The organism is Arthrobacter sp. UYCu723, assembly GCF_054059215.1.
This window is the reverse complement of record NZ_JBSSBW010000001.1, coordinates 2,720,163-2,733,015: the sequence shown is the minus strand read 5'-3', so window position 1 is coordinate 2,733,015 and position 12,853 is coordinate 2,720,163. Positions and strand designations below refer to the sequence as shown.

Here is a 12,853-nt window from a genome sequence, read left to right as displayed (position 1 = left end):
AACTCAGACACCTGCCTTCTGGTTCAAAAGCGCTTTCACCATTGCCGGCGGAGCGATCTCGTCGAGCGGGAGGCCGCGGCGTGCTGCCACTGCTGCCGGCTCTTCGAGGCGCTTCAGCGCGTCAACGGTCGCGTGAACGATGTTGATGGCGTTGGAGGAACCGAGCGACTTGGAGAGGATGTCGTGGATGCCCACGCACTCCAGGACTGCACGGACCGGACCGCCGGCAATAACACCGGTACCGGCGGAAGCCGGACGCAGCATGACGACGCCTGCGGCGGCTTCACCCTGAACACGGTGCGGGATGGTGCTGCCGATGCGGGGAACGCGGAAGAAGGACTTCTTGGCCTCTTCGACGCCCTTCGCGATGGCGGCAGGAACTTCCTTGGCCTTGCCGTAGCCGACGCCGACCATACCGTTGCCGTCACCGACGACGACGAGGGCGGTGAAGCTGAAGCGACGACCACCCTTGACGACCTTGGAAACACGGTTGATGGTTACGACGCGCTCTACGAACTGGCTCTTTTCGGCTTCGCGGCCACCATCGCGGCCACCACGGCCACCACGGTCGCCACGGCCCTGGCCGCGGTCGCCACGCTCGCCACGACGAGCAGCGCCACCACGGCGGTCGTCAGTGGTAGCAGGCGCAGCGGTCTCAGTTGCCGGAGCAGCTACAGCTTCAGTCACCTGAATGTCCTTTTCGTTATTTTCGGTCACAGTGACAGCCCACCTTCACGTGCGCCGTCAGCGACGGCGGCGATCCGGCCGTGGTACTTGTTACCACCGCGGTCGAAGACAACTGCTTCGATACCAGCAGCCTTGGCACGCCCGGCAACCAGTTCGCCAACGCGCTTGGCCTTGGCGGTCTTGTCACCGTCGAAGGCACGAAGGTCGGCTTCCAAGGTGGAGGCGCTCGCTACAGTCAGGCCCTTGGTGTCATCGACAACCTGGACGAAGATGTGGCGTGCGGAACGGTTGACGACCAGACGAGGACGTACAGCCGTTCCGGAGATGCGCTTGCGGATACGAAGCTGGCGGCGGCTGCGCTGGGCAGACTTGCTCTTGTTCGTACGCTTCTTGTTAATTGCGATCGCCATGGTTACTTACCAGCCTTTCCGACCTTGCGGCGGATGACTTCGCCTGCGTAGCGGATGCCCTTGCCCTTGTAGGGGTCCGGCTTCCGCAGCTTGCGAATGTTGGCAGCAACCTCGCCGACCTGCTGCTTGGAGATACCTGAAACAGAGAGCTTGGTCGGGGTCTCAACTGCAAAGGTGATGCCGTTCGGTGCCGAGACGTTGACCGGGTGGCTGTAGCCCAGAGCGAACTCCAGGTCAGAACCCTTAGCCTGAACGCGGTAACCGGTACCGACGATTTCAAGCTTCTTCTCGTAGCCTGCGGTGACACCCTGGATCATGTTCGCGATCAGGGTGCGGGTCAGGCCGTGCAACGAACGTGAGGCGCGCTCGTCGTTCGGGCGGGCGACAGTCAGGGTGCCTTCTTCCAGGGATACCTCGATCGGGCTGGGCACAGTGTGGCTCAGCTCGCCTTTGGAACCCTTGACGCTGACGACAGAGCCGTCAACCTTGACCTCAACGCCGGCAGGAACGGTGATGGGGAGACGTCCAATACGTGACATTATTCTCTTCCTTTCCCGTTACCAGACGTAAGCGAGGACTTCGCCGCCCACGCCCTTCTTGCCGGCCTGCTTGTCAGTCAAGAGGCCGGAAGAGGTGGACAGGATTGCGACACCCAGGCCACCGAGCACGTGCGGCAGGTTGGTGGACTTTGCGTAAACGCGCAGTCCCGGCTTGGAAATACGACGAACACCAGCGATTGAACGCTCGCGGTTCGGACCGAACTTGAGCTCGAGAGTCAGCTTCTTGCCGACTTCAGCGTCTTCTTCTTTCCAGGAGGCGATGTAACCTTCAGCCTTCAGGATGTCGGCAACGCGTGCCTTGAGCTTGCTGTACGGCATAGACACGGAATCGTGGTATGCCGAGTTTGCGTTGCGCAGACGCGTAAGCATGTCTGCGACGGGATCTGTCATTGTCATGGTGGGCTCTTGCCCTTCCTCATAACGGTTTCCGCCGTGCTGCTTGTCCCGAAAATAATTCGGGCTCAGCGCGGACGGACCTTTTACGTAGCTAGATTAATCTTCGGTCTTGAACGGGAAGCCAAGCGCCTTGAGCAGCGCGCGGCCTTCGTCGTCGGTCTTGGCAGTGGTCACGACAGTGATGTCCATGCCGCGTACGCGGTCGATGGAATCCTGGTCGATCTCGTGGAACATAACCTGCTCGGTCAGACCGAAGGTGTAGTTGCCGTTGCCGTCGAACTGCTTGCCGCTGAGGCCACGGAAGTCACGGATACGCGGCAGAGCCAGCGTGACCAGACGGTCCAGGAATTCCCACATGCGGTCCCCACGCAGAGTTGCGTGTGCACCGATCGGCATGCCTTCGCGCAGCTTGAACTGTGCGATCGACTTGCGGGCCTTGGTTACCTGCGGCTTCTGGCCGGTGATCAGGGTCAGATCACGGACAGCGCCGTCGATCAGCTTGGAGTCCTTGGCGGCATCTCCAACACCCATGTTCACAACGACCTTCACCAGGCGGGGAACCTGGTTGACGTTCTGGTACTTGAATTCCTCAGTCAGCGTGTTCTTGATTGAATCCGCGTACTTGGTCTTCAGACGAGGAACGATCTTGCTTGCCGGAGTCTCGAGAGTCTCAGTCATTAGATGTCCTTCCCGGAGCTCTTGGCCACGCGGACACGCACTTCACGCTTCACGCCATCGCGCTCAACGGTCTCGGTGCGGAAACCGACGCGGGTGGGCTTCTTGGTGGACGGGTCAACCAGAGCCACGTTGGAGATGTGGATCGTAGCCTCGACGACCTCGATGCCACCGGTCTTGGTGCCGCGCTGCGACTGACCGACCTTGGTGTGCTTGGTTACGCGGTTAATGCCTTCAACCAACACGCGGTTGGTCTCCGGGAATACACGCAGAACCTTGCCCTGCTTGCCCTTGTCGCCGCCGCGCTCAGCCTTGGCGCCAGTGATGACCTGTACCAGGTCACCCTTTTTGATTTTAGCCATGGACTAGAGCACCTCCGGAGCCAGAGAAACGATCTTCATGAACTTCTTGTCACGAAGTTCACGACCAACCGGTCCGAAGATACGGGTACCGCGGGGGTCACCGTCAGCCTTCAGGATCACAGCTGCGTTCTCGTCAAACTTGATATAGGAACCATCCGCACGGCGGCGTTCCTTCTTGGTACGGACGATGACAGCCTTGACGACATCGCCCTTCTTTACGTTGCCGCCCGGAATTGCGTCCTTGACGGTAGCGACGATAACGTCGCCAATGCCTGCGTAGCGACGGCCAGATCCACCGAGAACGCGAATGGTAAGAATTTCCTTAGCACCCGTGTTGTCGGCGATCTTGAGTCGCGACTCCTGCTGAATCACTATTTACTCCTTGCGTCGCGCTGGTTCTCAGACCGAAAATCTTCCTACGGAATGAGCCTTGCGGAACGGTTGATCGGGGTGTCTCTTGACCTGCCTGGATTTTGCCAGACCAGGCCTAAACGCCCGTGCCAAAAACATTTGCTTCCCAGGCCAGTCCCGACAGGTCGGGACGCAAGGGGGCACTATGCCGTGGCACGATTGTTTACGAGGTATATGACGGCGCACGAAGGGCGCCATACAAACTCAATATCCTAGCATGGTTTGGGCGCAGTCCCATATCACAGCCCGGGGCGACTGCGGTGCCGGCCGGCCGGCCGCCGTCGTGCGTCACCCCGCTCCCCCGTCACCCGTCCCCCGCGTACGCCGATGGCGCGAACGGACACTTGGCGCCCGGAAAGTCGCTTTTTTGGGGCCCGAAGTGCCCGCTCGGGCGTGGGCTTGCGGCCAGCCCGCCGGCACATCCCTGGAAGACGCAGAAACCCCCGCTCCCAGAAGGGAACGGGGGTATCTGGACAGCATCCGCCGACAGCGGGGCTGCAGGTGTTACTTGGCCTTCTCGAGGATCTCCACCAGGCGCCACCGCTTGGTAGCGGAAAGCGGGCGGGTCTCGGCGAGGAGAACGAGGTCGCCGATGCCGGCGCTGTTCTCTTCGTCGTGAGCCTTGATCTTCGTGTTGCGGCGAAGGACCTTGCCGTAGAGGGCGTGCTTCACACGGTCCTCGACCTGGACAACGATGGTCTTTTCCATCTTGTCCGAGACCACATAGCCGCGCTTCGTCTTACGGTCACCGCGCTCGGCAGCCGTAGCTGCGCCGGAAACAGTTTCCGTCACGTTCTCGTCCTTTTCACTCACTTGGCGTCCTCCTCGGTCTCAGCCTCGGCCGGCTTTTCAGCCTTCTCAGCCTTGGCTGCGGACTTCTTGGACTTCTTTTCTTCCTTGGCTTCCACAACCGGTGCGGCAACCTCGGCACGAATGCCCAGCTCGCGCTCACGGAGAACGGTGTAGATGCGGGCGATGTCCTTCTTTACCGCGCGCAGCCGACCGTGGTTCTCCAGCTGACCGGTGGCGGACTGGAAACGCAGGTTGAACAGCTCTTCCTTGGCCTTGCGGAGTTCTTCAACGAGTCGCTCGTTGTCGAAACCGTCCAGCTGTGCGGATGCAAGTTCCTTGGATCCTACTGACATTTCTATTCACCACCTTCGCGACGCAGAATGCGTGCCTTCAACGGGAGCTTGTGGATTGCCAGGCGCAGGGCCTCGCGAGCTACCGATTCCTCGACACCGGAGATCTCAAAGAGAACCCGGCCCGGCTTGACGTTGGATACCCACCATTCCGGAGAACCCTTACCGGAACCCATGCGGGTTTCAGCAGGCTTCTTCGTCAGCGGACGGTCCGGGTAGATGTTGATCCAGACCTTGCCGCCACGCTTGATGTGGCGGGTCATCGCAATACGGGCAGATTCGATCTGACGGTTCGTGACGTATGCCGGGCTCAGAGCCTGGATGCCCCACTCACCGAAGGAGACCTTGGTGCCGCCCGTAGCAGCGCCGGAACGACCCGGGTGGTGCTGCTTACGGTGCTTGACTCGACGTGGGATAAGCATTTAAGCCTGTCCTCCTTCTACTGACTGCGCCGTGCCTGCGGCACCGGCTTCGACAGCCGGAGCTTCGGCAGCAACAGGTGCTGCTTCGGCCGGGCGGTCGTTACGACGACGGCGGTCACCACGGTCAGCGCCACCCGGGCGGCCCGGGCGGTCGCTGGCACCACGGCCCCGGGACGGAGCAGCAGCTGCCTGCTGAGCCAGTTCCTTGGCGGTGACGTCACCCTTGTAGATCCAGACCTTCACGCCGATGCGGCCGAAGGTGGTCTTGGCCTCGTAGAAGCCGTAGTCGATGTTCGCGCGGAGGGTGTGCAGGGGCACACGGCCTTCGCGGTAGAACTCCGAGCGGGACATTTCTGCGCCGCCCAGTCGACCCGAGCAAGCGATCCGGATGCCCTTGGCACCGGCACGCTGTGCGGACTGCATGGCCTTCTTCATCGCACGGCGGAAAGCCACGCGGGAAGTCAGCTGCTCAGCAACGCCCTGGGCAACAAGCTGAGCTTCCATCTCGGGGTTCTTGACCTCGAGGATGTTCAGCTGAACCTGCTTGCCGGTGAGCTTTTCGAGCTCGCCGCGGATGCGGTCTGCTTCTGCACCGCGGCGGCCGATGACGATGCCCGGACGTGCCGTGTGGATATCCACCCGGACACGGTCGCGGGTGCGCTCGATTTCAACCTTGGCGATACCGGCGCGCTCCATGCCCGTGGACATGAGCTGGCGGATACGGATGTCTTCGCGGACGAAGTCCTTGTACCGCTGGCCGGGCTTGGTGCTGTCAGCAAACCAGTGCGATACGTGATCGGTGGTGATGCCGAGTCGGAACCCGTGCGGGTTAACTTTCTGTCCCACTTAGCGAGCCTCCTCTTTCTCCGGGGTAGCAACTACCACGGTGATGTGGCTCGTGCGCTTCTTGATCTGAAATGCACGACCCTGGGCTCGCGGCTGGAACCGCTTCATGGTCGGGCCTTCATCAACATACATTTCGCTGATGATGAGGTCACCTTCGTCAAACGCCACACCGTCGCGGTCCGCGAGGACCCGGGCGTTGGAGATTGCTGACTGTACTACCTTGAATACCGGCTCCGAAGCTGCCTGGGGGGCAAACTTCAGAATTGCCAGAGCCTCATTCGCTTGCTTACCACGAACAAGGTTGACGACGCGCCGGGCCTTCATAGGCGTTACGCGGATATGACGCGCAATTGCCTTGGCTTCCATTGCTTTCCTTCTCTCGTCTATGACGTAAGTGCAGGCGCCTAGCGGCGCTTGCCCTTACGGTCGTCCTTGACATGGCCGCGGAATGTCCGCGTTTGAGCGAATTCGCCGAGCTTGTGCCCGACCATCGACTCGGTGACAAACACCGGGATGTGCTTGCGTCCGTCGTGCACGGCGATCGTGTGGCCGAGCATGTCGGGGACGATCATCGAGCGGCGGGACCAGGTCTTGATGACGTTCTTGGTGCCCTTTTCGTTTTCCCTTGCTACCTTCACAAAGAGGTGCTGGTCAACGAAAGGACCTTTTTTCAGGCTGCGTGGCATGTGTCCAGGCTCCTATCGCTTGTTCTTGCCAGTACGACGGCGACGAACAATAAGCTTGTCGCTCTCTTTGTTGGGACGGCGGGTGCGGCCTTCGCGCTTACCGTTCGGGTTGACGGGGTGACGTCCACCGGACGTCTTACCCTCGCCACCACCGTGGGGGTGGTCGACCGGGTTCATCGCGACACCACGGACGGTCGGGCGGACGCCCTTCCAGCGCATGCGGCCGGCCTTACCCCAGTTGATGTTCGACTGCTCGGCGTTGCCGACCTCGCCGACGGTTGCGCGGCAGCGCACGTCAACGTTGCGGATTTCGCCGGAAGGCAGACGCAGCTGGGCGAAACGGCCTTCCTTTGCCACGAGCTGGATCGATGCGCCGGCGGAGCGGCCCATCTTGGCGCCGCCACCCGGACGCAGTTCGACTGCGTGGATTACGGTACCGACCGGGATGTTGCGCAGCGGAAGGTTGTTGCCGGGCTTGATGTCAGCGTCGGCACCTGCCTCTACCGTGTCACCCTGGGCCAGCTTGTTCGGGGCAATGATGTAACGCTTGGTGCCATCAATGTAGTGCAGGAGGGCGATGCGAGCCGTGCGGTTCGGATCGTACTCGATTTCGGCAACGCGGGCGTTGACGCCGTCTTTGTCGTGGCGACGGAAGTCGATCAGACGGTACTGGCGCTTGTGGCCACCACCCTTGTGACGGGTCGTGATCTTGCCGGTGTTGTTACGTCCACCCTTTTTCGGGAGGGGACGAACCAACGACTTTTCCGGCGTCGACCGCGTGATTTCAGTGAAGTCCGCTACGCTCGAGCCGCGACGGCCCGGGGTAGTCGGCTTATATTTACGGATTCCCATAATTTATTTCCTCGTTAAAGTGGTCTCCGCTACGAGAGCGGACCGCCGAAGATGTCGATAGTGCCTTCTTTGAGGCTCACAATTGCACGCTTGGTGTTCTTGCGGGTACCCCATCCGAATTTGGTGCGCTTGCGCTTACCGGCACGGTTGATGGTGTTGATCGAGTCGACCTTGACGGAGAAAATCTTCTCCACAGCCAGCTTGATCTCGGTCTTGTTCGAGCGGGGGTCCACCAGGAAGGTGTACTTGCCCTCATCGATCAGGCCGTAGCTCTTTTCCGAGACGACAGGTGCAAGCACGACGTCGCGCGGGTCTTTGATGGTGGCTGCACTCACTTGGCATCCTCCTCGTTCTTTGCCACTGCCCGGTCAGCAACGAATGCTTCGTAGGCAGCCTTGGTGAAGACGACGTCATCGGAAACGAGTACGTCGTAGGTGTTCAGCTGGTCTGCGTACAGAACGTGAACATCCGTGAGGTTGCGCACGGAGAGTGCAGCAACATCGTTGGCGCGCTCGATGACGACGAGCAGGTTCTTACGCTCGGAGACACCTCGCAGAGTTGCCAGTGCGGCGCTGGAGGACGGCTTGGTGCCGGCCACCAGTTCAGCAATAACGTGGATGCGGCCGTTGCGTGCGCGGTCAGAGAGAGCGCCGCGCAGTGCAGCAGCAATCATCTTCTTGGGGGTGCGCTGGCTGTAGTCACGCGGCGTGGGGCCGTGGACAACGCCACCACCGGTCATGTGAGGAGCACGGATAGAACCCTGACGGGCGCGGCCGGTGCCCTTCTGCTTGAACGGCTTGCGACCTGCACCGGAAACCTCGGCGCGGGTCTTGGTCTTGTGGGTACCCTGGCGAGCAGCAGCGAGCTGGGCAACGACGACCTGGTGCAGCAGCGGCACGTTGGTCTGTACGTCGAAGATCTCTGCAGGCAGGTCAACCTTGACAGTGCTAGTCATTGAACTAGGCTCCCTTCACGGCGGTGCGTACGAGTACGACCTGGCCGCGGGCGCCGGGAACGGCGCCCTTGATCAGGAGCAGCGACTTCTCGACGTCAACCGCGTGGACCGTGAGGTTCAGCGTGGTGTGACGAACGGCGCCCATGCGGCCGGCCATTTTCATGCCCTTGAAGACGCGGCTCGGGGTGGATGCGCCACCGATAGAACCGGGCTTACGGTGGTTCTTGTGGGCACCGTGGGAAGCTCCAACGCCGTGGAAGCCGTGACGCTTCATAACACCGGCGAAGCCCTTACCCTTGGTGGTGCCAACGACGTCGATCTTCTGGCCGGCTTCGAAGAGCTCAACGGAGAGCTCCTGGCCCAGCTCGTAAGAGTCAGCATCTGCAGTGCGCAGTTCTACGACGTGGCGGCGAGGCGTGACGCCTGCCTTTTCAAAGTGACCAGCCAGCGGCTTGGTGACCTTGCGGGGATCGATCTGGCCGTAGCCGATCTGAACGGCGACATAGCCATCAGTCTCTGCATTGCGCAGCTGCGTGATGACGTTCGAGTCAGCCTGGACCACAGTGACGGGGATGAGCTTGTTGTTCTCGTCCCAGACCTGGGTCATGCCGAGCTTCGTGCCCAGCAGGCCCTTTACGTTACGGGTTGCGGTCATAGTCTCTCAGCACCTCCCTACAGCTTGATTTCGATGTTCACGTCGGCCGGCAGGTCGAGACGCATCAGCGAATCAACAGCCTTGGGCGTGGGGTCGATGATGTCGATCAGACGCTTGTGAGTACGCATTTCGAAGTGCTCACGGCTGTCCTTGTACTTGTGCGGAGAGCGGATAACGCAGTAGATGTTCTTCTCCGTCGGCAGCGGCACAGGGCCGACTACCGTGGCGCCTGCGCGCGTGACCGTCTCAACGATCTTCCGTGCTGAAGAGTCAATGACCTCGTGGTCGTATGACTTCAGCCGGATGCGGATTTTTTGTCCCGCCATGTCGCCTGACTCTCTTTCAGTTAGTGCTGCTCCAGTTCGGGCTGCTCTGTTTACTTGCGTGTTGCATGTGGCTGCCGAAGCAATTGAAGTCGTAACTACCACCCGCCGCACAAGCTGAATCCGGAAGAATCCGGGTTCCTCAACCTGCCGGCGTAACCGACCCCCGCGGTCGGGCGTGTCGCGGTTTGCACGCGTACTCGTCCGCAGTTCCATGGGGAGTGGGTTATGTTTGGTCTCCTACCTGGACCCTGACACCCGGCATTATCCGGATCGGGACGCGAAGGAGCGCTTGAACAACTCATCTAGTATGCCGGAATTATCGGACAGAAGCGAATCAGGCAGGGCTAGTCAAAGTCGGCGGCCCCCGGACCGCTGCGGAAATCGCGCGGCGAAAGTGCCCGCTCATTGCCTTCAGCAACTATCGAATGGATGATAGAGGCATGGCTGTGCAGGACTCTGTTGCAGTTCAGGCCCTTGCCGCGCGCCTGAGCCCCGATTTCAAACTTGGAGTGGCCTCCGCCGCCTTCCAGATCGAAGGCGCCCTCTCGGCAGGCGGCCGCGGCCCCTCCGGCTGGGACGCCTTTGCCGAGAAGCCCGGCAGCATCGTGGACGGGCACTCCCCCGCGGTGGCCTGTGACCACTACAACCGGTCGCCGGAAGACGTCAAGCTGATGCGTGACCTCGGCATCGACTCCTACCGCTTCTCCATCTCCTGGCCGCGGATCCAGCCGGATGGTACCGGTCCGTTCAACCAGGAGGGGCTCGATTTCTACGACCGGCTGATTGACCAGCTGCTCGAGGCGGGCATCTCCCCCATGGCTACCCTCTACCATTGGGACACGCCGCTCCCCCTGGAGCACCGCGGCGGCTGGCTGAACCGCACGACGGCGGAACGCTTCGCAGAGTACAGCGCCGCCGCCGGCCAACGCTACGGTGACCGCGTGGCGCAATGGGTTACGCTCAACGAACCTGTCTCCGTGACCCTCAACGGCTATGCCTTGGGGACCCACGCGCCGGGGAAGACCCTGATGTTCGACGCCGTCCCTTCAATCCACCATCAGCTTCTGGCCCACGGTCTGGCCGTACAGGCGCTGCGTGCTGCAGGAGTCAAGGGCGCCGTGGGGGTCACGAATCTGCACTCCCCCGTCCGCCCGGCCAGCAGAAAGCCCCGGGACAGGATCGTGGCAAAGCTTTATGACCTGCTCATGAACAGGATCTACGCGGATCCGGTGTTACTCGGGCGCTATCCCTCCTTGCCCGTAGTGGCCCGTCCGTGGCTCCGTTCACTCGGCAGGATTTCCGACGATGACCTGAGGACCATCCACCAGCCCCTGGACTTCTACGGCCTCAACTACTACTTCCCGGTCAAGGTCGCTTGGGGGCACGGAGCGATAGCCATCCCGGCGAATACCCACAAGGAAGTTGCGCGGTTGCCCTTCCACGAGGTGGGCTACCCTGAAAATGGAACCACCGGATTCGGTTGGCCGGTGGCCCCCGATCACTTGGGGATTCTGCTGCGGGAACTCAAAGACCGGTACCAGGAGGCCCTGCCTCCGGTGTACATCACGGAAAGCGGCGCCAGTTTCCCCGAACCGGACCATGTCACGGGGCCCATCCAGGACAACCAGCGGATCAGCTACATTGCGTCGCACCTCAGCCAGGCCCTCGAAGCGACAAGCCCCGGCGGCATCGCCGAGGACGTTGAACTGCTGGGCTACTACGTCTGGACCCTGATGGACAACTTCGAATGGGCAGCAGGCTACTCGCAGCGCTTCGGCCTGGTCCACGTGGACTTCGACACCCAGGAGCGCACGCCCAAGGATTCCTACTACTGGTATCAGGCGCTCAGCCGCGCCCGGAAGAGCTGAGCGGCAGCGCAGGGCCCTCCCGGGGGCGGGTGCTACTGGTTCTTATTCGCGCGGTTGATGCGCTTGGCACGCTCGATTTCCTGACGGAAATGCTTTCTTGCCCAGAAGACACCTGCGACGACGGCCACCGCCAGCACGAGGAAAATTAGCCATTCCATGCCGGACTCCCTTCTTTCTCTAACACGGCTGATCCTGCAACCGTAACAAGAAAGCCAAGAATGAACCGGCAAGGGCACAACGAAAAAAGAACAGCCCCGCTGCAATGCAGCGGGGCTGTTCCACACTTCACGGCGACCGTCAGGCGGCCAAACCGATCGGAGATCTAAAAACAGATCAGCAAGTTGTTACTTGAGGATCTTGGTAACGCGTCCCGAACCAACGGTGCGGCCGCCTTCGCGGATAGCGAAGCCGAGGCCCTCTTCCATGGCGATGGGCTGGATGAGCGCAACGGTCATCTCAGTGTTGTCGCCAGGCATAACCATTTCCGTGCCTTCCGGCAGGGTGATAACGCCGGTTACGTCCGTGGTGCGGAAGTAGAACTGCGGGCGGTAGTTGGAGTAGAACGGGTTGTGACGCCCGCCTTCGTCCTTGGACAGGATGTAGACGTTGGCCTCGAAGTCGGTGTGCGGGGTAATGGAACCCGGCTTGACGACAACCTGGCCACGCTCTACGTCATCGCGCTTCAGACCGCGGAGCAGGAGGCCACAGTTCTCGCCGGCCCATGCTTCGTCGAGCTGCTTGTGAAACATCTCGATACCGGTAACCGTGGTCTTCTGGACCGGGCGGATGCCGACGATCTCGACCTCGGAGTTGATGGCGAGGGTTCCACGCTCGGCGCGGCCCGTTACAACGGTGCCGCGGCCGGTGATCGTGAAGACATCTTCGATCGGCATCAGGAACGGCTTGTCACGGTCACGCACGGGGTCCGGCACGGAGTTGTCGACAGCTTCCATGAGGTCCTCGACGGACTTGACCCACACCGGGTCGCCTTCGAGAGCCTTCAGACCGGAAACGCGTACAACGGGAGCCTCATCGCCATCGAAGCCCTGAGCCGTAAGCAGCTCGCGAACTTCCATTTCGACGAGGTCGAGGAGCTCTTCGTCATCGACCATGTCCGACTTGTTCAGCGCGACCAGCAGGTAGGGAACGCCAACCTGGCGGGCGAGCAGAACGTGCTCGCGGGTCTGAGCCATCGGGCCGTCAGTGGCGGCAACCACGAGGATTGCACCGTCCATCTGTGCAGCACCGGTGATCATGTTCTTGATGTAGTCAGCGTGACCCGGAGCGTCTACGTGTGCGTAGTGGCGCTTCTCGGTCTGGTACTCAACGTGGGAGATGTTGATGGTGATGCCGCGCTGACGCTCTTCGGGAGCAGAGTCAATAGACGCGAAGTCGCGCTGCTCGTTGAGAGTCGGGTACTTGTCGTACAGCACCTTGGAAATGGCGGCCGTCAACGTCGTCTTACCGTGGTCAACGTGACCAATGGTACCGATGTTAACGTGCGGCTTAGTCCGCTCGAACTTTGCCTTTGCCACAGGTTCCTCCTAGAACGTTTTCAAATGACTTACCCTTCGACCGCGCTTGTCGCGGCAGAAACTCC

The 12,853-nt window shown here is 61.1% G+C and carries 21 protein-coding genes; 1 reads left to right on the top strand and 20 read right to left on the bottom strand.

What is annotated here, in order from left to right:
• Positions 1 to 3: 3 nt before the first annotated feature.
• The 18 genes from rpsE to rpsJ form a co-directional block, all read right to left on the bottom strand.
• Positions 4 to 687: a 30S ribosomal protein S5 gene (rpsE, locus tag ACVWZ8_RS12880; RefSeq protein WP_426978972.1), complete on the bottom strand. Its 684-nt coding sequence runs from the start codon at positions 685 to 687 to the stop codon at positions 4 to 6.
• A 26-nt stretch (positions 688 to 713) separates the two neighbouring features.
• Complete coding sequence (gene rplR, locus ACVWZ8_RS12875; RefSeq protein WP_136321881.1) at positions 714 to 1,097, bottom strand: 50S ribosomal protein L18; 384 nt, start codon at positions 1,095 to 1,097, stop codon at positions 714 to 716.
• A 2-nt stretch (positions 1,098 to 1,099) separates the two neighbouring features.
• Positions 1,100 to 1,636 carry a 50S ribosomal protein L6 gene (gene rplF, locus ACVWZ8_RS12870; RefSeq protein ID WP_120951143.1) on the bottom strand — a complete coding sequence of 179 codons (537 nt, stop codon included), beginning with the start codon at positions 1,634 to 1,636 and terminating at the stop codon, positions 1,100 to 1,102.
• A gap of 18 nt (positions 1,637 to 1,654) precedes the next feature.
• A complete protein-coding gene (gene rpsH, locus ACVWZ8_RS12865; protein ID WP_056425243.1) occupies positions 1,655 to 2,053 on the bottom strand; it encodes a 30S ribosomal protein S8 in 399 nt (132 codons plus the stop codon).
• Between the two features lie 96 nt (positions 2,054 to 2,149).
• A complete protein-coding gene (gene rplE, locus ACVWZ8_RS12860; protein WP_018773672.1) occupies positions 2,150 to 2,731 on the bottom strand; it encodes a 50S ribosomal protein L5 in 582 nt (193 codons plus the stop codon).
• Positions 2,731 to 3,090, bottom strand: coding sequence for a 50S ribosomal protein L24 (gene rplX, locus ACVWZ8_RS12855; RefSeq protein ID WP_056425237.1), 360 nt, complete (start codon positions 3,088 to 3,090; stop codon positions 2,731 to 2,733). Before rplX ends, rplE begins: the two co-directional genes overlap by 1 nt.
• Before the next feature lie 3 nt (positions 3,091 to 3,093).
• Positions 3,094 to 3,462, bottom strand: coding sequence for a 50S ribosomal protein L14 (rplN, locus tag ACVWZ8_RS12850; protein ID WP_123257074.1), 369 nt, complete (start codon positions 3,460 to 3,462; stop codon positions 3,094 to 3,096).
• Between the two features lie 543 nt (positions 3,463 to 4,005).
• On the bottom strand, positions 4,006 to 4,314 hold the full coding sequence (rpsQ, locus tag ACVWZ8_RS12845) for a 30S ribosomal protein S17 (RefSeq protein ID WP_426978974.1): 309 nt from the start codon (positions 4,312 to 4,314) through the stop codon (positions 4,006 to 4,008).
• Positions 4,311 to 4,646, bottom strand: a complete 336-nt coding sequence (rpmC, locus tag ACVWZ8_RS12840; RefSeq protein ID WP_024366128.1) for a 50S ribosomal protein L29 — start codon at positions 4,644 to 4,646, stop codon at positions 4,311 to 4,313. Before rpmC ends, rpsQ begins: the two co-directional genes overlap by 4 nt.
• Positions 4,647 to 4,648: 2 nt before the next feature.
• Positions 4,649 to 5,065: a 50S ribosomal protein L16 gene (gene rplP / locus ACVWZ8_RS12835; protein WP_123257072.1), complete on the bottom strand. Its 417-nt coding sequence runs from the start codon at positions 5,063 to 5,065 to the stop codon at positions 4,649 to 4,651.
• Positions 5,066 to 5,911, bottom strand: coding sequence for a 30S ribosomal protein S3 (gene rpsC, locus ACVWZ8_RS12830; protein ID WP_426978976.1), 846 nt, complete (start codon positions 5,909 to 5,911; stop codon positions 5,066 to 5,068). It abuts the gene before it with no gap.
• Positions 5,912 to 6,277: a 50S ribosomal protein L22 gene (gene rplV, locus ACVWZ8_RS12825; RefSeq protein WP_069949298.1), complete on the bottom strand. Its 366-nt coding sequence runs from the start codon at positions 6,275 to 6,277 to the stop codon at positions 5,912 to 5,914.
• Between the two features lie 38 nt (positions 6,278 to 6,315).
• The gene (gene rpsS, locus ACVWZ8_RS12820) at positions 6,316 to 6,597 is read right to left on the bottom strand and encodes a 30S ribosomal protein S19 (RefSeq protein ID WP_120951155.1); all 282 of its coding nucleotides are present in this window, start codon (positions 6,595 to 6,597) and stop codon (positions 6,316 to 6,318) included.
• Between the two features lie 12 nt (positions 6,598 to 6,609).
• On the bottom strand, positions 6,610 to 7,449 hold the full coding sequence (gene rplB / locus ACVWZ8_RS12815; protein WP_211876677.1) for a 50S ribosomal protein L2: 840 nt from the start codon (positions 7,447 to 7,449) through the stop codon (positions 6,610 to 6,612).
• A gap of 29 nt (positions 7,450 to 7,478) precedes the next feature.
• Complete coding sequence (gene rplW, locus ACVWZ8_RS12810) at positions 7,479 to 7,784, bottom strand: 50S ribosomal protein L23 (protein ID WP_024366132.1); 306 nt, start codon at positions 7,782 to 7,784, stop codon at positions 7,479 to 7,481.
• Complete coding sequence (rplD, locus tag ACVWZ8_RS12805) at positions 7,781 to 8,404, bottom strand: 50S ribosomal protein L4 (protein WP_354240725.1); 624 nt, start codon at positions 8,402 to 8,404, stop codon at positions 7,781 to 7,783. The genes rplW and rplD overlap by 4 nt, the downstream gene beginning before the upstream one ends.
• Before the next feature lie 4 nt (positions 8,405 to 8,408).
• Positions 8,409 to 9,059, bottom strand: a complete 651-nt coding sequence (gene rplC, locus ACVWZ8_RS12800) for a 50S ribosomal protein L3 (RefSeq protein WP_003803812.1) — start codon at positions 9,057 to 9,059, stop codon at positions 8,409 to 8,411.
• 17 nt (positions 9,060 to 9,076) lie between these two features.
• Complete coding sequence (gene rpsJ / locus ACVWZ8_RS12795; RefSeq protein WP_024366135.1) at positions 9,077 to 9,385, bottom strand: 30S ribosomal protein S10; 309 nt, start codon at positions 9,383 to 9,385, stop codon at positions 9,077 to 9,079.
• 440 nt (positions 9,386 to 9,825) lie between these two features.
• On the opposite strand from rpsJ, the gene ACVWZ8_RS12790 reads away from it, so the two are divergent.
• Complete coding sequence (locus ACVWZ8_RS12790) at positions 9,826 to 11,253, top strand: GH1 family beta-glucosidase (RefSeq protein WP_426978978.1); 1,428 nt, start codon at positions 9,826 to 9,828, stop codon at positions 11,251 to 11,253.
• A gap of 32 nt (positions 11,254 to 11,285) precedes the next feature.
• On the opposite strand, the gene ACVWZ8_RS12785 is transcribed toward ACVWZ8_RS12790, so the two are convergent.
• Both ACVWZ8_RS12785 and tuf read right to left on the bottom strand, forming a co-directional pair.
• Positions 11,286 to 11,411, bottom strand: coding sequence for a hypothetical protein (locus ACVWZ8_RS12785; protein ID WP_426978980.1), 126 nt, complete (start codon positions 11,409 to 11,411; stop codon positions 11,286 to 11,288).
• A 186-nt stretch (positions 11,412 to 11,597) separates the two neighbouring features.
• Positions 11,598 to 12,788 carry an elongation factor Tu gene (tuf, locus tag ACVWZ8_RS12780; RefSeq protein ID WP_426978982.1) on the bottom strand — a complete coding sequence of 397 codons (1,191 nt, stop codon included), beginning with the start codon at positions 12,786 to 12,788 and terminating at the stop codon, positions 11,598 to 11,600.
• Positions 12,789 to 12,853: the final 65 nt, after the last annotated feature.

Bases quoted from the DNA above. Each gene is read 5' to 3' on its own strand.
- rplR (WP_136321881.1), bottom strand. From the start codon at position 1,097: ATGGCGATCGCAATTAACAAGAAGCGTACGAACAAGAGCAAGTCTGCC.
- rplF (WP_120951143.1), bottom strand. From the start codon at position 1,636: ATGTCACGTATTGGACGTCTCCCCATCACCGTTCCTGCCGGCGTTGAG.
- rpsH (WP_056425243.1), bottom strand. From the start codon at position 2,053: ATGACAATGACAGATCCCGTCGCAGACATGCTTACGCGTCTGCGCAAC.
- rplE (WP_018773672.1), bottom strand. From the start codon at position 2,731: ATGACTGAGACTCTCGAGACTCCGGCAAGCAAGATCGTTCCTCGTCTG.
- rplX (WP_056425237.1), bottom strand. From the start codon at position 3,090: ATGGCTAAAATCAAAAAGGGTGACCTGGTACAGGTCATCACTGGCGCC.
- rpmC (WP_024366128.1), bottom strand. From the start codon at position 4,646: ATGTCAGTAGGATCCAAGGAACTTGCATCCGCACAGCTGGACGGTTTC.
- rplP (WP_123257072.1), bottom strand. From the start codon at position 5,065: ATGCTTATCCCACGTCGAGTCAAGCACCGTAAGCAGCACCACCCGGGT.
- rplV (WP_069949298.1), bottom strand. From the start codon at position 6,277: ATGGAAGCCAAGGCAATTGCGCGTCATATCCGCGTAACGCCTATGAAG.
- rpsS (WP_120951155.1), bottom strand. From the start codon at position 6,597: ATGCCACGCAGCCTGAAAAAAGGTCCTTTCGTTGACCAGCACCTCTTT.
- rplB (WP_211876677.1), bottom strand. From the start codon at position 7,449: ATGGGAATCCGTAAATATAAGCCGACTACCCCGGGCCGTCGCGGCTCG.
- rplD (WP_354240725.1), bottom strand. From the start codon at position 8,404: ATGACTAGCACTGTCAAGGTTGACCTGCCTGCAGAGATCTTCGACGTA.
- rplC (WP_003803812.1), bottom strand. From the start codon at position 9,059: ATGACCGCAACCCGTAACGTAAAGGGCCTGCTGGGCACGAAGCTCGGC.
- rpsJ (WP_024366135.1), bottom strand. From the start codon at position 9,385: ATGGCGGGACAAAAAATCCGCATCCGGCTGAAGTCATACGACCACGAG.
- ACVWZ8_RS12790 (WP_426978978.1), top strand. From the start codon at position 9,826: ATGGCTGTGCAGGACTCTGTTGCAGTTCAGGCCCTTGCCGCGCGCCTG.
- ACVWZ8_RS12785 (WP_426978980.1), bottom strand. From the start codon at position 11,411: ATGGAATGGCTAATTTTCCTCGTGCTGGCGGTGGCCGTCGTCGCAGGT.